The sequence below is a fragment of the Mesorhizobium sp. P160187 genome, from assembly GCF_057766425.1.
In genome coordinates, this window is record NZ_JBYMDX010000003.1 from 1,873,941 (window position 1) to 1,891,777 (window position 17,837).

Below are 17,837 nucleotides of genomic sequence, written 5' to 3' on the forward strand. Positions count from 1 at the left end.
CCCAATCACGAAGCGGTGAACCATGTAACGAAGCCTCGGGCAGCGACGAAGTGTGGGATGAACCCGCCGCAACGGAGACCCCCGATGACTGGACTTAACCCAAAACGCGCCGGCATGCTGGTTGCCGTAGGCGCGGCGCTGATGATGCTTGGCGGCGCCGCCTTCGCCCAGCCGCTCACCGTGGTCGAATTGTTCACCAGCCAGGGCTGTTCGTCTTGCCCGCCGGCCAATGCCAATCTGATCAAGGTCAAGGACCAGCCGGGCGTTCTGGCGCTGTCGTTCAACGTCACCTACTGGGACTATCTCGGCTGGAAAGACATTTTCGGCCGCGAGGAATTTACCCAGCGCCAGGTGCGCTATGAGCCGTCGCTCGGCCGCTCCGGCCCGTTCACGCCGCAGGTGGTGGTCAATGGCGGTGCCGATGCGGTGGGCGCGGCATCAGGCGAGATCGAGCAGCTGATTTCCGCAAGTGGCCGCACGAACGGGCCGACGCTGTCGCTCGACGGCGGCAAGATCAGCATCGGCGCCGGTTCCGCGCCGGCCGGCCGCGCCGATGTCTGGCTGGTCCGCTACAACAAGGGCGTCGTCGAAGTGCCGGTGGCGCGCGGCGAAAACACCGGGCGCACGCTGCCGCATGCCAATGTCGTGCACTCGCTGGAGAAACTCGGCAGCTGGAGCGGCGGCGCCACCACGCTGCCATTGCCGGCAGCCTCCGGCGGCTTGAGCACCGCCGTGCTGGTGCAGTCGCCGGGCGGCGGGCCGATCCTGGCTGCCGCCGCCGACTGATTTTCTTTTTCTACGCAACGCCGCTAGCGCGGCATAACCGGGCTCGCATCCGCGCGCCCTCTTCAAGGAGGAAATACCATCATGACCAAGACCCTGACCGCGCTCGCTTTTGCGCTTTCGATGACCGGCTTCGCCGCCGGCGCCCGTGCCGACGAAGCGACCAACGCCATGAAGCCGGCGATGGCCACCGATGCGAAGAAGCCCGCTACCGATGCCATGGCGCCGGCGACCGATGCCATGAAGCCAGCCGATCCGATGGCGACGAATGCGATGAAACCCGCCACCGACGCCATGAAGCCGGCCGATGCCATGAAGCCCGCAACGGATGCGATGAAGCCGGCGGACGCGATGGCGCCCGCGCAATAAGGCAAGATGCCATGGCCCGGCCGCACAGTGGCCGGGCCATGGCACGGCAATTTGAGAAACCAGGCGGGACGTTCTGTCGTATAGTCTTCGCCACCATCAAGGAGATCAGACATGACCGGCATTGCAAGGACGAGAACGCCGATCTTCAAGAGCGCGCTTGCCGCGCTCATCGTCGCCGCCGCCGCGGCCGCATTCTGGCAGAGCCCGGCGCGTTCGGCCGAGGACGCGGTGGTCATCCCGCCGCCGGCAATGGACGAAAAGGCCGCCAGCGGCAGCGAGAAGGCGATCTTCGCCGGCGGCTGCTTCTGGGGCGTGCAGGGCGTGTTCCAGCACGTCAAGGGCGTGACCAAGGCCGTCTCCGGCTACACCGGCGGCGCCAAGGATGACGCCGTCTACGAAACGGTGGGCAGCGGCCGCACCGGCCACGCCGAATCGGTCGAGATCACCTACGATCCGTCCAAGGTGACCTATGGCCAGCTGCTGCAGGTCTATTTCTCGGTCGCCCACAACCCGACGCAGTTGAACTTCCAGGGCCCCGACTCGGGCACCCAGTACCGCTCGACCATCTTTGCCGAGAACGATGCGCAGCAGAAGATCGCCCAGAGCTACATCGCCCAGCTCGACCAAGCCAAGGTGTTTTCAAAACCCATCGTCACCACGCTGGAAACCGGCAAAACCTTCTATCCGGCCGAGGAATATCACCAGGACTTTCTGACGCTGAACCCGACCTACCCCTACATCGTCTACAACGACCTGCCCAAGGTGGCGAATTTGAAGGCGCTGTTCCCGGGGTTGTATAGCGAGAAGCCGGTGCTGGTGCTGGCGGGGAAGAGCTGAGGGGCGATAGGACTTGGCCGGACGCAGAGAGCGGCGACGCCCTACCTGAGACGCCAGCGGGACAGCACCCCCCTCTGCCCTTTGTCCAGCCGATAGATGGGTAACACTTTGAACCGGATACATAGGTGACACTTCTCTCCCCCTATGCGTCCGCCGCAGCGCCAAGCGGATTGGTTGGCGCGGCGCTGCGGCGGACAAGCTTCATGTGCCGTGTGTCGATGATGCCGAGCGGGTGGGCATGGAATGAGAGTGTCCATTGTCCGTCTTCGGTCTCCAACGCAGCGACCGGTTCGCCCGCCAGCGCTTGCGAGACATATATGAAGCCGCCATTCCATCGGATCTCGCCATTGTGGCGCACGCGGCGGACCGAGGCCTCGGCCGGATAGACGGGCTCGGGTGGTGTCCTGGGCATGGCGCGCTGTGAGGACCGGTAGTGCTGGGCGGGCGTATCCATGCCCAGCGCCTCATGGGGACGTTCCTCATTGTAGCTGTGGCGGAAGGTCTCGAAGGCCTGGCCCTGTGCCGTTCGGTCGGCTTCCGGTGCCTCGGCCATCGGCAGCATGGTCAGGTGAAAGCGCTCGTGACGTCCGTTCTGCTGTGGCCTGCCGGGTGCGATCCGCTCCAAGGTGATGCCGAGCTTGATGAAGCGCACGACAAGCGGCGTCAGCCCGGTGACGCCGGCCGATGCGAAGGGCGGGCCATTGTCGCTTCTGAAGCGATCCGGCAGGCCATGCTCTTCAAACAGCCGTTCGAACACCGGCCAGGCTTCGCTATCGGCCGTCGACCCCGTCGCTTCGAGCGCCAGAAGATAGCGGCTCGACGCATCCATCACCGTCAAGGGTTCGCAACGCCAGCCGTCGCGGGTCCGGAACCAGCCCTTGTGATCGCCAGTCCACACCGCGTTCGGTTCTTGCGGCTGTGGCCAGGGTCCATTGCCGCAGGCCCGCAGGCGGGGTCGCTTGCGGGCGCGGACAAGCCCATGCCGCGCAAGGATCGCGCCGACCGTCGAGGCTGAAGGCCACATGAACTCGGGAGCCGTGCGCCTGAGCCGTGCCACGATCTTCTTTGGACCCCAGAGCGGATGCAGCTCCTTGGCCGCCACAATCCGCTCAACCAGATCCTGAGCTGTCGCCCGGCCATGATTGAGCGGGGCTCGCGGCAGGTCGTGCAAACCCTCAGGCCCAAACGTCCGATAGCGTCCTAGCCATTTGTAGCCGTTCTTGCGTGAGATCCCGTAGGCCGCACAAAGCGCAACCATCGTCTCATCCCCAGAAAGACACTCCACAACAAACCGTAGCCGCTCGTCCATGATGCCAGTCTCTCGCCAAACCATCGCCGGTCCTCCGGCGGACAAGAAAACTGTCACCCATGCTATCGGTCCATTCTGTTACCTATCTATCCGGTTCGGACACCTTCCGGGCATCTCCCCCTCAAGGGGGGAGATTGGCAGCGTCGCTGACGGTGCTCATCTTGCAAGGTTGGCGAAGGCCGCAGTGAGGAGCTGATCTCCCCCCTTGAGGGGGAGATGGCCGGCAGGCCAGAGGGGGGTGCCTCGCGCAACCCCTCAATCATACGTCAGATCCGTCGCCTTGCCCCCAAACACCCGATACGCATAGAACGAATAGAAGATGATCACCGGCAGCACGACCACCGTGCCGGCGAGGATGATGGCCAGGCTTTCCGTCGCCGACGCCGCCTGCCAGATGGTCAGCCTCTCGGGCACCACGAAGGGGTAGAACGACCAGGCAAGCCCGGCAAAGCCGAGCGCGAAGATGGCGGCGAGCGTCAGGAACGGCCGCAGCGCATGGCGGTCGTCGGGCTTGGGCAGGTGGAAGGTCTGCCGCCACAGCCACAGGAACAGCAGCGCCGACAGGATCGGCAGCGGCGACAGAAAGAGCATTTCGGGCCAGACGAACCATTTGGCGAAGATGCGCGGGCTGGCGAATGGGGTCGCCAGCGACACCGCCGCCATGCCGAGCGCGGTCAGCACCAGGGCTGTCCGCAGCCAGGCCACCGCCTTCCTCTGCAATTCGCCCTCGGTCTTGTAGATGACCCAGGCAGCGCCCATCGCTGCATAGGCCGCCGACAGGCAGAGCGCCACCAGCGCCCCGAAAGCGATGCCGCCAAAGCCGACATCGAGGCCAAGCACATAGACGCCGAGCATATAGCCTTGCGCCAGCGAGGCGATGACGGAACCGAGGAAGAAAATGCGGTTCCAGCGATGCTTCTTGCCGGCGGGCACCTTGGCGCGGAAATCGAAGGCGACGCCGCGCAGGATGAGGCCGACCAAAAGCACGAAGACCGGAATGTAGAGCGCGGTGAGGATGACGCCATGCGCCAGCGGGAAGGCGACCAGGAGCAGGCCGACGGCCAGCACCAGCCAGGTCTCGTTGGCATCCCAGAACGGGCCTATTGCCGCGATCATGGTGTCCTGCTCGGCATCTTCGGCGACCGAGAACAGGATGCCGATGCCGAGATCGAAACCGTCGAGAATGACGTAGATCAGGATGGCGAGGCCCATCAGGCCGGCGAAGATCAGGGGCAGCGCGGTTGGCCAGTCGAAGCTCATCGGTCTGTCATCCCTCTCATCAACGGTTCTGCCCTTCGCTATGGCTCCGGGCGTTCGTCATTCGGAAAGCCAAATCGTTGGCTTTTCGTCCGCTACGCGGACCATTCCTCACTCCGCTGCGGCCGGTTGCGACATCGCCGTCTTCATGACGCCCGGCAGCGGCGAGGTATCGCCGTCCTTGGCGGCCTTCAGCGCCAGGTGCACCAGCACGCCAAGATAGGCGATCAGCAGCAGCACATAGAGGATGAGATAGATGGCGAGCGTCAGCGCGACATGGCTGCCGGCGACCGGGCCGATAGCGTCGGCGGTTTTCAGCACGCCGGTGACCAGCCAGGGCTGGCGGCCGATTTCGGTGGTGTACCAGCCGGCCAGCGTCGCCAGCCAGCCCGACAGCGCCATCGGCACCATCAGCATGGCCAGCGGCCTCGGCAGGCTGTGGCGGCGCTTGAGGAAGAAGGTCGCCGACCACGAGACGATGAGCATCAAAATGCCGGTGCCGACCATGATGCGGAAGCCCCAGAACACCGGGAAGACCGGCGGATGCAGGCCGGGATAGTCGTTGAGCCCCGGCACGATGCCGCTGGTGGAGTGACGCAGCACCAGGCTGGCGCCGTCGGGAATGGCGATCTCGAATTTGTTTTCCTTCGCCGCCTCGTCGGGCAGCGCAAACAGCACCAGCGGCACGTTGGGGCCGGTGTTCCAGTTGGCCTCCATGGCCGCGATCTTCTGCGGCTGGTGCTCCAGCGTATTCAGCCCGTGCTGGTCGCCGGCGAAGATCTGGATCGGGATCAGGATGGCGGCGGTGAAGACGCCGGTGCGCAGCGCCTTCCACATCGATTCCGACCGGTCGCCGGTGAGGTAGCGCAGCGCCGACAGGCCGGCGATCAGGAACGACACCGTCAGGCCGGAGGCAAGCAGCATATGCGTCAGACGGTAGGGCATGGACGGGTTGAAGACGATCGCCCACCAGTCGACGGGATGCGCCTTGCCATCGATCATCTCGAAGCCGGCCGGCGTCTGCATCCAGGAGTTCAGCGCAATGATCCAGAAGGCCGACAGCGTGGTGCCGCCGGCGACCAATACCGTCGCCAGCGTGTGGACGCGGTTGGAGACGCGGCGGAACCCGAACAGCATGATGCCCAGGAAGGCCGCTTCGAGGAAGAAGGCGGTGAGGATCTCGTAGGCAAGCAGCGGCCCGGCGATGTTGCCGACCTTTTCCATATAGCCCGGCCAGTTGGTGCCGAACTGGAAGCTCATGGTGACGCCGGAGACCACGCCCATGGCGAAGGACAGTGCGAACACTTTCACCCAGGTGAAATAGGCGCGCATCCAGGCGGAATCATTTGTGGTGTTGTAGCGGAGCTTGAAGAACAGCAGCACCCAGCCAAGCGCAATCGTGATGGTCGGAAACAGGATGTGGAACGAGATATTCGCCCCGAACTGCATTCGCGACAGGATGAGCGGGTCCATGCGGGCTCCGGCTGCTGTTTGTTGGCGCAGAATAGGCGGCGGATGCGGTCCGGTCAAAGCGGCTTGGCGTCACGCGGGGCGCGTTGTCGCAGCAGATGGGATCAATCCGTCAGTGCCCCGATACCCCCATGACGAAACGGCAAGAGGGGAACGTTTGTCCACAATTGTCAGCAGCGGCATTGACTTCCCGCCGTGCGCACCGACATTCAGCGCAATAATAATCCCCGCCTCTTTCAAACAGTCGTTTTCGGCCTCATGTCTTCCACTAATTTGCCTTCCATCATTTCGATTTCCGGGGTCACCAAGACCTACGCCACCGGCTTCAAGGCGCTGAAGGAAATCAACCTCGACATCGAACGCGGCGAGATTTTCGCGCTGCTGGGGCCGAACGGCGCCGGCAAGACGACGCTCATCTCGATCGTCTGCGGCATCGTCAACCGTTCGTCGGGAACGGTGACCGTCGACGGCCATGATATCAACCGAGACTACCGCGCGGCGCGCAGCCTGATCGGGCTGGTGCCGCAGGAGCTGACCATCGATGCGTTCGAGAGCGTCTGGGCAACCGTCACCTACAGCCGCGGCCTGTTTGGCAAGGCGCCCAATCCGGGCTTCGTCGAAAAGGTGCTGCGCGACCTGTCGTTGTGGGACAAGAAGGACGCCAAGGCGATCACGCTGTCGGGCGGCATGAAGCGGCGGCTGATGATTGCAAAGGCGCTGTCGCATGAGCCGCGCATCCTGTTCCTCGACGAACCGACGGCCGGCGTCGACGTCGAACTGCGCCAGGACATGTGGGCGATGGTGCGACGGTTGCGCGACGATGGCGTCACCATCATCCTCACCACGCACTATATCGAAGAGGCCGAGGCGATGGCCGACCGTGTCGGCGTCATCAACCGCGGCGAGATCATCCTGGTCGAGGGCAAGGCCGAACTGATGCGCAAGCTCGGCCGCAAGCGCCTGATCGTGGAATTGCGCAACCCGCTCCCCGCCATTCCCGATGCATTCTCGCACTACGCGTTGGAGCTGTCGGGCGATGGCACACAGCTGACCTACACCTATGACAATCAGAGCGAACGCCCCGGCGTCGCATCGCTGCTGCGCGAACTCGAGACGGCCGGCATCCAGTTCCGCGACATGGATACGCAAAACAGCTCGCTCGAGGAGATCTTCGTCAATCTGTTGAGGCAAGAGCCATGAATTGGCGAGCAGTATGGGCGATCTACCGGGTCGAGATGGCGCGTGCGTTCCGCACCGTGCTGCAGAGCATCGTCTCGCCGGTGATCTCGACATCGCTTTATTTCGTCGTCTTCGGCTCGGCCATCGGCTCGCGCATCACCGAGATCGACGGCATCAGCTACGGCGCCTTCATCGTGCCCGGCCTGATCATGCTGTCGCTGTTGACGCAGTCGATCTCCAACGCTTCCTTTGCCATCTATTTCCCGAAATTCGTCGGCTCCATCTACGAGCTCTTGTCGGCGCCGGTGTCGTATCTGGAGATCGTCATCGCCTATGTCGGCGGCGCCGCGACCAAGTCGATCATCCTCGGCTTGATCATCCTGGCGACGGCCTCGCTGTTCGTGCCGCTCACCATCCAGCATCCGTTCTGGATGCTGGCCTTCCTTGTCTTGACGGCGGTGACCTTCAGCCTGTTCGGCTTCATCATCGGCATATGGGCGAAAAGCTTCGAGCAATTGCAGCTGGTGCCGCTGTTGATCATCACGCCGCTGACCTTCCTCGGCGGCAGCTTCTATTCGATCAACATGCTGCCCGAGACCTGGCGCACGGTGACGCTGTTCAACCCGGTCGTCTACCTGATCAGCGGTTTCCGCTGGAGCTTTTACGGCAAGTCCGATGTCTCGGTCGCCGTCAGCCTGGGCATGACGATGGTGTTCCTCGCCATCTGCATCGCCATCGTCGCCTGGATCTTCCGCACCGGCTACCGGCTGCGCAACTGACCCTGCCGCTCTAAAGCGCGTCGCGTTTTCTTGCTAGATCGCCTTGATGAGGCGCAGCAACCCCAGCATCTCGATCAGCCTGCCTTGGCGGAAGGCGATGTAGGTGGGTTCCTCGACGCCGTGGAAGCGGCGCTTGAACGCCGCCTGGCCCTTGAGGTTGAACTTGCTGCGGTTGACCCAGGGCGACTCATAGGCCCGCTCGAAGGCGTTGCGCCAGAAGCTCAATTCGGCAAAGCCGTTGGCTCCGACGTCGAGCATCGGCGACAGGCCGAGCGTGACGACAGAAATGCCCTCATTGCGAAACCGGTCGACGGCGAATTTGGTCAGCCCGATTTCGGCATGCGGCGAGGCATCGATGTGCTTGCGCTTGAACGAGGTGGTGTAGCCGATCACCTTGCCGCCACTGAACATCGGATCGAAATCGAGCAGGGCGACGAGCTCGCCTTCCGGGCTGTAGAGCACGAAACGGCGCATATCGATGCCGAGATGATCGGCAAAGGGCCTGTTGAGGAACGCCATCTCCCAGCGCTTGACGATGCGGTCTGCCCGCCAGTTCTGCGACAGGCGCTGGACCTCGTCGAGATAGACCGCTCCTTCGCCAAAGGAAAACCCCTTCTTCAAGAGCCAGCGTTCGGAATAGCGCACGGTTTCGTTGCGCTTGCCGGAAAAATCGTGAGCCGGCAGTTCCAGCCGCGTGTCGACGCCGAGACGGTTGACCTGGTAGCCGAGCCCGGACAGCACGCGCGCCGTCGGTTCGCCGATCTGCACGAACCACGGGCTGTCGGCGGCTTCGACAAAGCGCCTGATATAGTCGGACCGATCGGCCGGATGGGCCACCGGGTCACCTAGCGCGAAATGGTGCTTCATCTTGGTGCCGAAGGCGATGTAGCCGTCGGCGTCGCCGAAATAGGACAGTTTTTGCTGCACGGCGGTCGAATAGGCCAGCGAGAAGTCGCCGTGCTGGCGGACAAGCGCCAGCCGCTCGACATGCGAAAAATCCTGGCGCGGCACCTTGGCTGCGGCGCCCTCCAGCAGTCTGTCGAGAAAGATGCGCAAGGAGGGCATGGTCGAGCTTCCGCGTGCCGATGATAAACAGAGGCTTGCCCCCAAGGCCTCGAATCAGTCGCATTGACGCGACCTCATTATCGATCATATCGCCCCTGTGCCATATGGGACGTGCCATATTGGACGGGTCCCCATGGCGCACCTGAAAGGAAATCTCGACCGAATGGCGGCTACGACAAGCGAAACGATGCCTATCGTCCCGGGGCCGAAAGGACTCGACTATACGGTTATCGTCATCGGCGCCGGAGCGGCGGGGCTGGCGGCCGCCGACGCGCTTGGCCGGCGCGGCGTGCGGGTCGTCGTGCTTGAAAAGGAGCCGCGGATCGCCGAACCGTGGCGAGGGCGGCACGAGAAGCTGACCCTCAACACGCATCGCGCGCTGTCGGCCCTGCCCGGCCTTGCCTATCCGCCACGCACCGCCGCCTTTCCGAACAAGGATGCCATCGTCGGTTATCTCGAGGATTTTGCCCGCGCGCGCGGCGTAAGGGTCGAATTCGGCACCGCCGCCGAGCGGATCGGACGCAGAGGCAATGGCTGGCTCGTCCATACGGGCCGGGAAACGCTGAGCGCCCGCAATGTCATCGTCGCCACCGGCCGCGACCGCTTGCCATGGACGCCGGACTGGCAAGGCAAGGCGACTTTCACCGGCAAACTTGTCCACGCCGCCGATTTCGGCACAGCGCAGGACTATGTGGGCAAAAGCGTGCTGGTGGTCGGGGCCGGAAATTCCGGCTTCGACGTGCTCAACCACCTCGCCCGTGCCGACACAAAGGCCATCTGCTTGTCAGCCAGGCAGGGTCCGTCGCTGATGCCGAAACGGATCGGCAAGGTCGCCGTGGCGCGCTTCGGCGGTTTCATGGCGATGCTGCCGACGTGGATTGCCGATGCCGCGATTGCCGCGACGCAGCGGCTGGTGTTCGGCGACCTCACCCGCTTCGGCCTGCCGCCGGCGCCGAAGGGCGGCGCCAGCCGGCTCGGCGTCGAGCAGATCGCTATTGCCATTGACGACGGCGCCGTCGCAGCGCTGAAGGCCGGACGGATTTCGGTGGTGGCGCCGGTGGCGGCTTTCGAAGGCGCCGGCGTGCGGCTGAACGACGGCACGGTGCTCGAGCCGGATGTAGTGATCGCGGCAACCGGCTATCGCACCGGCCTGGAGGCCATGCTGGGCGATCTCGGCGTGCTCGACGCCAAGGGCGTGCCGAAGGCCAATGGCGGCACCCCGAGCGGCCAGCCCGGCCTGTGGTTCATCGGCATGCGGCCAAGTCTGACCAGCTATTTTCACAGCGCCGGCCTGCAGGCCGAAGCGATTGCCCGTCAGATCGCCAAGGGGTTGTAGACGAGCGCTTCTGGACGGAGAAACACCGCGCACTTCGGGCTGCTGCTATGGCGCGGACTAGTGGTTCAACGCATCTGCAAGACGGATCGAATATCCTGGCGATTGGCTGAAACGCCGATCCCGTCGTCATCCACGGGCGAAGCAAGGAGCGTAGCGACGGCGCAGACCCGAGGATCCATGCCGTGACTTCTGAACTACGCTGCGTTGCAGGTTCTGCTCCGCTGCTTCCACGGCCAAGGCATGATCCCTGGGTCTCCGCGACGGAGCTTCGCTCCTGCTTCGCCCAAGGATGACGAAGTTGAGATGCTTGCGGCCAACCTCCAAAGCAGGCGCTTGAACTCGTTCATTGCATCATTATATAACATGTTATACTTATCCAGGAGACGGACCACCCATGGAAGACATCATTCGATCCCTTGGCTATCTCACCCTCGGCAGCAGGCTGAAGCGCATCGGCGAGCAGTTGCAGGCCGATACGCAGCGCATGCTCGATGGGCTGGAGGTGCCGGTGCAGTCCAGCCAGTATCCTCTGCTGGCCGCGCTCGACCGGCTTGGGCCGCTGCCTGTCGGCGAACTGGCGCAGTCAATGGGGATCACCCAGCCGGGGGTGACGCGCAGCGTGGCGCTGCTGGCCGAGTTGGGGCTGGTCGAGGCCGCGCCATCGAACGACGACCAGCGCCGCAGGATGATCTCGCTGACCGCGAACGGCCAGCGCCTGGTCGATGTGGCGAAGCGGGACGTTTGGCCGCGCATCGAGAACGCCGTTGCCGACTTGTGCAAAGACCTTGCAGGGCCGCTTCTCGAACAACTCTCGGCAATAGAGGACGGCCTGGCGGCGGCCCCACTCGACCGTCGTGTGAAACAGGATGTCGCGCCATGAGCCATGTCCTCGATCGTCCGGTCTGGAGCGCGCTCGACACGCGGCATCGGATCTTTGCGTATGGCGACAGGCTCGCCAGGCGCTATCCCTCCTCGATCGTCCCCTTCGCGGCTTCCGGGGCAGACGACGCTGAGAGCCTGCAGGCGCTCGCAAGCCTCATTCCTGCAGGTGAGAGCGTGTTCATGCTCCAGGCGGACCCCATTGCCCTGCCGCCGGAACTGACCGCGACCGTGACCGCCTTCGGCGTTCAGATGGTTGCCGAGGCGCCATTGCCTTCCGTGTCGGACGAGCGTGTGCAGCAGCTGACGCAGGACGACGCGGCCGAGATGCTTGCTTTGGCGTCACTGACCAAGCCCGGCCCGTTCACCCTCAAGGCGCTGAGCCTCGGCGAGTTCTGGGGCGTGAAGATCGACGGCCGGCTGGCGGCGATGGCCGGCGAGCGCATGAAGCAGCCCGGCTACAGCGAACTCAGCGGCGTCTGCTCGCATCCCGAATTTCGCGGCAGCGGCCTCGGCCGGCTGCTGTCGGTGTTCGTGGCCAACCGAATTTTTGCGCGCGGCGAAGTTCCCTACCTGCATGCCTATGCCAGCAATGCCGGCGCGGTCCGGTTGTACGAGTCCATCGGCTTCAGGCTGAGGGCAGAGATGAATGTGGCCGTCGTGCAGCGCGCCGGCTAAAGCGTTTCACCGTTTCACGGAAACGGCGAACCGCTCCTAGGCCTTTATTTTTACGCAATTCCGGACGGAAAACCGCTTCACACTTTTCCTGGAATTGCTCCAGGCCGCCTTGCGGTCCTCAGGCTGATTTCGGCTCCAACCGGCGGAAACCCACGGTTTCCATAAGCATATCTTCCTCGACCATGCCGGCATTGTGCAGCGCAAGCAGGTTCAGCGCGATCTCCCGCGCCTCCGCCGAATCGGGATGCACGTCGCGCCTGCGGCAGGCTTCGTCGAACACGCGTTGCAGCCTGGCGATGTCGTCGGGTTTCAGCAGGCCACGGTCATAGACGGACTTTGGCATGGCACTCTCCTCCAGAAGACGTAGGACGCCATGTTTAAAAGTCCATTCTTTTCCAATGCTTGAGCGCAGCTGCCTGGGTTTGCACGAATCCGACCGAGCGTGGCAGTCAGACCGCGATCGCGCTGCCATTCATTCAGCACCTCGGCCGTGGCCTGTTCCGCCGCAGTCTGCTTGACGTGCCGCCACGCTTGCGAAACAAGAGCTGCCACAAAGGACAGCGAGGCACAAAAGTGAGTTTCTGGGGACTGGCGCAGCTCGTCATTTCGACGGTGATCTTCCTGCTGGCGGCCATCGCGGCCAAGCAATGGGGGCTGGCGCCAAGCCTTGGCAAGATCGTGCTGACACTGGCGCTCTATACGGCGGGCAATCTGATGATGCTGCGGCTGGTTCGTGAGTTCGGCATGTCGGTGTCGTTCAGCCTGTCGGCGGTGATCCAGCTGGTGGCGGTCAATGTGGTGGCGCTGGTGTTCTTCGGCGAACGCGTCAATGCCTTGCAGGCGACCGGCATCGTGCTGGCCATCGCGGCGGTGGTGCTGATCTCGCTCGGGCCTTACCTGCAGGGGCGACTGTAATCCGATGAAGACCCCGCGTGCGTTCACCAACTGGCTTGAATTTCCGGTGCTGCTGGCCGGGCTGGTGATAGCCGCCGGGCTGTGGGGCTTCGAGGAACTGATGGAGGTGGCGCGGGCCACCACGCCGCACGCTTTCGATACTGAGATCCTGCTTGCTTTCCGAAAAGTGGGTCAGCCGGATGTTCCCGTCGGCCCGGCATGGCTGGAAGGCGCGATGCGCGACATCACCAGCCTCGGCAGCTCCAGCGTGCTGGTGCTGATCGTAACGGCGGTGATCGTCTACCTCCTGCTGATCCGTAGGCCGAGGACGGCGCTGCTGATCTTTGTCGCGGTGGCTGGCGGGCAGCTGCTGTCGACCTTGCTCAAGGCCGGCATCGACCGGCCGCGCCCCGATCTTGTCTCGCACCTGGCCAACGAGACGTCGCTGTCGTTTCCCAGCGGCCACGCCATGCTGTCGGCGGTGACCTATCTCACGCTGGGCTCGCTGGCAGCGCGCTTCCTGCCGGGACGAACGACGAAAATCTATGTCCTCAGCCTGGCGGTGCTGGTAACGCTGCTGGTCGGCGTCAGCCGCGTCTATCTCGGCGTCCACTGGCCTTCCGACGTGCTGGCGGGATGGTGCGCCGGCTTCACCTGGGCGACGCTGTGCTGGCTGGCGGCGCGAATGCTGCAGCGGAACAAGGCGGTGGCCGGTGGCAACGAGCCCGAAGACTGACGATCCGGAGCGACATTCAAATCAGCCGGTTGATCAGCCCGTGTCCGCAGCCTGCCAGCAGAAAAACCGCCGACAGCAAGGCTGCCGACGTCGTCAAGGTCCTGAAAATCTTCAACTGATATTTCCCCGCCAATAAGAGCCAAGGCGGTTAACGTAGCATGCTCATCCCGTATCCCGGCATCCGGCTTTGTGAGGAGATCATGTTTCATGTATGCTTTATGATGGTTGAAACATCACTATGATTGTATTACACGTCGTCTCCGCAGACTCAGACGGGGGTTCCGACCGATGATCACTGCCGCCCAGATGCGCGCCGCGAGGGCGCTGGCCGGCATCGATCAGAAGACACTCGCCGAGCGTGCCGGCGTTTCGCTTCCGACAATCCAGCGCATGGAAGCGAGTGACGGCGTGGTCAGGGGTGTGGTCGATACGCTGATGAAGGTTATCCAGGCTCTCGACGAGGCCGGGGTGGAGCTCATCGGCGAGAACCAGACCAGCGAGCGCGGCGGCCGGGGCGTGCGCCTCAAGCCGGTCGCGCCGCCGAACCCGCAAGGCTGAGCCGGCATATAGTCGCGACGGCGACCGCCGACAGTCCTGCCGACGATCCCGCCGCCTTCACGCAAGCGGAAGGCAGTCCATGGATCAGATCCGGCGGGCAGTGCATCAACCGGCCCAGAAGTCGGCAAAGCCGACATTTTCAGAGCTGTTCACGCCCAAGCTGGTGACGGTCTGGCGCGAAGGTTACCGCCTGCCGCAGTTCAAGGCCGACTTCATGGCCGGGCTGACCGTCGCTATTGTCGCGTTGCCGCTGTCGATGGCGATTGCGATTGCTTCGGGCGTGACGCCGGAGCGCGGCCTGTTCACCGCCATTGTCGGCGGCTTCATCGTCTCGGCGCTCGGCGGCAGCCGCTTCCAGATCGGCGGCCCGGCCGGCGCCTTCATCGTGCTGGTGGCGGCGACGGTGCAGCGCGAAGGCGTCGACGGACTGCTGCTGGCGACGATGATGGCCGGCATCTTCCTGCTCGCCATCGGCTATCTCCGGCTCGGAACCTATATCAAATTCATCCCTTACCCGGTGACGGTCGGCTTCACCGCCGGCATCTCGATCATCATCTTCTCCGGCCAGATCGTGGAACTGTTCGGGCTGAGGCTTGCCGGGCCGGAGCCCGGGCCGCTGCTGCCGAAGCTGATGGCGATCGGCCACGCGGCCGGCACGCTCAATATCTCGGCAACGCTGGTGGCGGCGCTGACCATCGCCACCATCGTCGGGGTGAAGCGCTGGCGGCCCGGCTGGCCGGGCATGCTGATCGCCGTCGGACTGGCCTCCCTTGTCGTGGCGCTGCTTTCGCTGCCGGCGGAAACGATCGGCACCCGCTATGGCGGCATTCCGCGCAGCCTGCCGTTGCCGGCACTGCCGGGACTCAACCTCGACAAGGCGATTGCGGTGCTGCCGGATGCGGTGGCTTTTGCGCTGCTCGGCGCCATCGAATCGCTGCTCTCGGCCGTGGTCGCCGATGGCATGACCGGGCGGCGTCACCGTTCCAATTGCGAACTGGTGGCGCAAGGCTTTGCCAACATCGCGTCTGCCCTGTTCGGCGGCATCTGCACCACCGGCACCATCGCCCGCACCGCCACCAATGTGCGGGCCGGCGCGCATGGGCCGGTTTCCGGCATGCTGCATTCGCTTTTTCTGCTGGTCTTCATGCTGGTGGCCGCACCGCTGGCCAGCTACATCCCGCTTGCCGCCCTTGCCGGGGTGCTGGCGGTTGTCTGCTGGAACATGTTCGAGAAGCAGGCCTTCGCCACGTTGCTGCGCGCTTCGCGCGGCGATGCCCTGGTGCTGATGGCAACCTTCCTGATCGTCGTCTTCCGCGACCTCACCGAAGGCATCGTCGTCGGCTTCGCGCTAGGCTCGATCCTGTTCATCGACCGCATGGCCAAGTCGATCGCCGTGGAGGCGGATTTGCCGCTGGTGCAGGACGATGTCGCCGACAGCAGCGGCCGCGCCTACGATGCAAGCGAGGCAAGCGACGCCGACACCGTCGTCTATCGCATCTCCGGCGCCTTCTTCTTCGGCGCCGCCTCTACTGTCGGCACGGTGCTCGACCGCATCGCCGACCAGCGCAAGAACTTCATCCTCGATTGTTCGGCGGTGCCCTTCTTCGATTCCACCGCGGCCAATGTCATCGAGGGCGCGGCGCACAAGGCGAAACGCGCCGGCGTGCGTTTCATCATCGCCGGCGCCTCGCCGCAGACACGGCGCATGCTGATCAACCACGGCGTCAAGCGGCCGCTGGTGACCTTTGCCGCTTCGATCAAGGATGCGCGGGCGCAACTCAAAGCCGTGCCCGTTGGCTGAGCCGGCAAATGTGCGCCGTCAGTCCAGGCTCAGCACCGCGATCTCGCCCTCGTTCATCAGCGGCACGAAAATCCGCGTGCCGTCTGTGCCGATATCGGCGCTGCCCGGCTTGAACTGCTCTACAGCCTCCGGCGCCTCGCCGACTTTGTACCGATAGAGCGTGCCGGTCATGAAGGCGGTGGCGTAGATGCTGTCGCCGATGGCGACGACGCCGTCGAGGTCGGCAAAGTTTTGTGCGCCAGGCAGCGGCGTCACGGCTTTCGTCGCGAGATCGACCGACAGCAGGCCCCCGGGCGCGGCAGTGCTGAAGTCCGGCTTGATGCCCTTGCCCCAGGACGCCACGATCAGCCGATCGCGATCGGCAAAGATGCCGTTGGGTGCGGCGAGCTTCGCATCCTTCACGAACAGTTCCGGCTTGTCGCCGTCAATGCGGTAGATCGCATCGGCCAGCATGTCGGTGACATAAACCTTGCCCGAACTGTCCGATGTCACGTCATTGAGGAAAACGGCGCCGGGCACATCGATCGTCGAGATGAGCTTGCCGCTGGCGAGATCGACGATGCGCACCTTGGTGATGTCGGCGACGTAGAGCTTGCCGCCAGAGATCGCCGAGCCCTTCGGTGCATCCATGCCGGCGGTCCAGTGCCGGCTAACGACCTTGCCGTCCAGCGACAGCACCGAGAGATAGCCGTTGCCGTCGGCCTCCCCGGGATTGCCGACGATGTTGGAGACGATAATGCGATTGTTGGCGGCATCGAACAGCGCCGATTCGGGTTGCTCGAAGCCCGAGGCGCGCCAGAGTTCGGCGGCCTCGGCCGCAGGCACGAGCGCGATACCGAAGGCGGCGAGACAAATAGAGGGGATGAGGGTTTTCATGGCCAGGTCTCCTGTGATGGATGGCGGAGAGGTAGGAGTTTCGATACTTTTCCGGAAGGAAGATTCGAGCTAGTATCGGAAACCGATACGAAATGGCGCAAAAGAGGTGCATTCCATGAACGGCTTGATTTTCGAGGCGCTGAAGCGGACGCTGAAGGCCAAGGGCGTCACCTATCGTGAGCTTGCCGGGCGGATGGGCGTTTCCGAGCCGACGGTGAAGCGCATCTTCCACGAGCGCAACTGCAAGCTCGACCGTCTCATCGGGATCTGCGCTGCCGCCGGCGTCGAGCTGGAAAACGTGCTGGGGTCGATGAACCGGGGGCCGGGACCGGTCAATCGCATCGCGCCGGAGATCGAGCGCAAGCTCGCGGGACGGCCGGCGCTGCTGTTCATCTTCGTCATGCTGTCGGAGAAGTTCACGCCCGAAGGCGTCATGCGCTCGCAAGGCTTGAGCGAAGCCTCGATGTTCCTTTATCTGCGCGATCTCGAAGCGCTCGGCCTGATCGCATTGGGCGGCGGGCTGTCGGCACGGCTGCTGGTCGACACACCGATCCAGTGGAATTTCGAAGGGCCGCTCAGGCCGCTGTTCGAGATGACAAACAAGAATTTCATCGGCTGGGCGATCACCCATCTGGAGCGGGAAGCGACCTTCGTCTCTTTCTCCAGGCGGATGCGGCCGGAGACGGCGGAGATGGTGAAGCGCGAGGCGGAGGAACTGGCCGAGCGCGCCAAACTGCTCGCCCATCACGACCAGCACACGACGCCGGAAGACGGGCTGACCGGCTACAAATGGACGTTTGCTTTTGGCGCAACCCCGTTTCCGGCGATCATGCCGATCGGCCCGCACCCCAGGGATGCCGGTGCGTCCGACCGGCCCACCGCTCCGGCAAAGGGACGCCGCCCGCTGCCGGCTTGACGCGCCAGCCGCGTTTCAAAAACGAAACCATGATAGAGTTCGCGCGCTGATTTGCCAGACTGTACGGGGCGGGTTTGCCGAATGCGTGACCGTCCCCGCAAAATCGAAGTGATCC

The 17,837-nt window shown here is 63.9% G+C and carries 19 protein-coding genes; 13 read left to right on the forward strand and 6 right to left on the reverse strand.

Annotation, left to right across the window (positions count from 1 at the left end):
* Window positions 1-84: 84 nt before the first annotated feature.
* From AC3CCE_RS12525 to msrA, 3 genes are all read left to right on the forward strand, one after another.
* Window positions 85-786 carry a DUF1223 domain-containing protein gene (locus tag AC3CCE_RS12525; RefSeq protein WP_488377144.1) on the forward strand — a complete coding sequence of 234 codons (702 nt, stop codon included), beginning with the start codon at window positions 85-87 and terminating at the stop codon, window positions 784-786.
* An 81-nt stretch (window positions 787-867) separates the two neighbouring features.
* The gene (locus tag AC3CCE_RS12530; RefSeq protein ID WP_352626616.1) at window positions 868-1,152 is read left to right on the forward strand and encodes a hypothetical protein; all 285 of its coding nucleotides are present in this window, start codon (window positions 868-870) and stop codon (window positions 1,150-1,152) included.
* A gap of 111 nt (window positions 1,153-1,263) precedes the next feature.
* Entirely contained in the window at window positions 1,264-1,989 is a 726-nt protein-coding gene (msrA, locus tag AC3CCE_RS12535) for a peptide-methionine (S)-S-oxide reductase MsrA (protein ID WP_352626614.1), read from the forward strand.
* 142 nt (window positions 1,990-2,131) lie between these two features.
* Here msrA and AC3CCE_RS12540 read toward each other — a convergent pair whose 3' ends face one another.
* The 3 genes from AC3CCE_RS12540 to AC3CCE_RS12550 all read right to left on the reverse strand — a co-directional run bounded on the left by AC3CCE_RS12540 (window position 2,132) and on the right by AC3CCE_RS12550 (window position 6,028).
* Window positions 2,132-3,322 (reverse strand): integrase core domain-containing protein, encoded by a 1,191-nt coding sequence (locus tag AC3CCE_RS12540; RefSeq protein WP_023826017.1) that lies wholly within the window; start codon window positions 3,320-3,322, stop codon window positions 2,132-2,134.
* Between the two features lie 231 nt (window positions 3,323-3,553).
* Window positions 3,554-4,558, reverse strand: a complete 1,005-nt coding sequence (locus AC3CCE_RS12545; protein ID WP_023687526.1) for a cytochrome d ubiquinol oxidase subunit II — start codon at window positions 4,556-4,558, stop codon at window positions 3,554-3,556.
* A gap of 108 nt (window positions 4,559-4,666) precedes the next feature.
* Window positions 4,667-6,028: a cytochrome ubiquinol oxidase subunit I gene (locus AC3CCE_RS12550; RefSeq protein ID WP_023687525.1), complete on the reverse strand. Its 1,362-nt coding sequence runs from the start codon at window positions 6,026-6,028 to the stop codon at window positions 4,667-4,669.
* A 270-nt stretch (window positions 6,029-6,298) separates the two neighbouring features.
* Here AC3CCE_RS12550 and AC3CCE_RS12555 point away from each other — a divergent pair, with 270 nt between their 5' ends.
* The gene (locus tag AC3CCE_RS12555) at window positions 6,299-7,225 is read left to right on the forward strand and encodes an ABC transporter ATP-binding protein (protein ID WP_023687524.1); all 927 of its coding nucleotides are present in this window, start codon (window positions 6,299-6,301) and stop codon (window positions 7,223-7,225) included.
* Window positions 7,222-7,983 carry an ABC transporter permease gene (locus AC3CCE_RS12560; protein WP_023681263.1) on the forward strand — a complete coding sequence of 254 codons (762 nt, stop codon included), beginning with the start codon at window positions 7,222-7,224 and terminating at the stop codon, window positions 7,981-7,983. Before AC3CCE_RS12555 ends, AC3CCE_RS12560 begins: the two co-directional genes overlap by 4 nt.
* 33 nt (window positions 7,984-8,016) lie before the next feature.
* On the opposite strand, the gene AC3CCE_RS12565 is transcribed toward AC3CCE_RS12560, so the two are convergent.
* Window positions 8,017-9,048, reverse strand: coding sequence for a phosphatidylglycerol lysyltransferase domain-containing protein (locus AC3CCE_RS12565; RefSeq protein ID WP_488377145.1), 1,032 nt, complete (start codon window positions 9,046-9,048; stop codon window positions 8,017-8,019).
* 187 nt (window positions 9,049-9,235) lie between these two features.
* On the opposite strand from AC3CCE_RS12565, the gene AC3CCE_RS12570 reads away from it, so the two are divergent.
* The 3 genes from AC3CCE_RS12570 (at window position 9,236) to AC3CCE_RS12580 (ending at window position 11,941) form a co-directional block, all read left to right on the forward strand.
* Complete coding sequence (locus AC3CCE_RS12570) at window positions 9,236-10,384, forward strand: flavin-containing monooxygenase (protein ID WP_156933273.1); 1,149 nt, start codon at window positions 9,236-9,238, stop codon at window positions 10,382-10,384.
* 394 nt (window positions 10,385-10,778) lie between these two features.
* A complete protein-coding gene (locus tag AC3CCE_RS12575) occupies window positions 10,779-11,264 on the forward strand; it encodes a MarR family winged helix-turn-helix transcriptional regulator (protein WP_352625186.1) in 486 nt (161 codons plus the stop codon).
* Entirely contained in the window at window positions 11,261-11,941 is a 681-nt protein-coding gene (locus tag AC3CCE_RS12580) for a GNAT family N-acetyltransferase (protein ID WP_023726768.1), read from the forward strand. Before AC3CCE_RS12575 ends, AC3CCE_RS12580 begins: the two co-directional genes overlap by 4 nt.
* A gap of 118 nt (window positions 11,942-12,059) precedes the next feature.
* On the opposite strand, the gene AC3CCE_RS12585 is transcribed toward AC3CCE_RS12580, so the two are convergent.
* Complete coding sequence (locus AC3CCE_RS12585) at window positions 12,060-12,284, reverse strand: hypothetical protein (protein WP_023673272.1); 225 nt, start codon at window positions 12,282-12,284, stop codon at window positions 12,060-12,062.
* Window positions 12,285-12,514: 230 nt separating this feature from the next.
* Here AC3CCE_RS12585 and AC3CCE_RS12590 point away from each other — a divergent pair, with 230 nt between their 5' ends.
* The 4 genes from AC3CCE_RS12590 to AC3CCE_RS12605 all read left to right on the forward strand — a co-directional run bounded on the left by AC3CCE_RS12590 (window position 12,515) and on the right by AC3CCE_RS12605 (window position 15,930).
* Window positions 12,515-12,856 carry a hypothetical protein gene (locus AC3CCE_RS12590; protein ID WP_023681268.1) on the forward strand — a complete coding sequence of 114 codons (342 nt, stop codon included), beginning with the start codon at window positions 12,515-12,517 and terminating at the stop codon, window positions 12,854-12,856.
* 4 nt (window positions 12,857-12,860) lie between these two features.
* A complete protein-coding gene (locus tag AC3CCE_RS12595) occupies window positions 12,861-13,571 on the forward strand; it encodes a phosphatase PAP2 family protein (RefSeq protein WP_023710371.1) in 711 nt (236 codons plus the stop codon).
* A gap of 288 nt (window positions 13,572-13,859) precedes the next feature.
* On the forward strand, window positions 13,860-14,129 hold the full coding sequence (locus AC3CCE_RS12600; protein WP_023673276.1) for a helix-turn-helix domain-containing protein: 270 nt from the start codon (window positions 13,860-13,862) through the stop codon (window positions 14,127-14,129).
* A gap of 79 nt (window positions 14,130-14,208) precedes the next feature.
* A complete protein-coding gene (locus AC3CCE_RS12605) occupies window positions 14,209-15,930 on the forward strand; it encodes a SulP family inorganic anion transporter (protein ID WP_023710372.1) in 1,722 nt (573 codons plus the stop codon).
* Window positions 15,931-15,948: 18 nt separating this feature from the next.
* Here AC3CCE_RS12605 and AC3CCE_RS12610 read toward each other — a convergent pair whose 3' ends face one another.
* The gene (locus AC3CCE_RS12610) at window positions 15,949-16,806 is read right to left on the reverse strand and encodes an NHL repeat-containing protein (RefSeq protein ID WP_023710373.1); all 858 of its coding nucleotides are present in this window, start codon (window positions 16,804-16,806) and stop codon (window positions 15,949-15,951) included.
* 115 nt (window positions 16,807-16,921) lie between these two features.
* Here AC3CCE_RS12610 and AC3CCE_RS12615 point away from each other — a divergent pair, with 115 nt between their 5' ends.
* Window positions 16,922-17,722 (forward strand): helix-turn-helix domain-containing protein, encoded by an 801-nt coding sequence (locus AC3CCE_RS12615; protein WP_023710374.1) that lies wholly within the window; start codon window positions 16,922-16,924, stop codon window positions 17,720-17,722.
* Window positions 17,723-17,837: the final 115 nt, after the last annotated feature.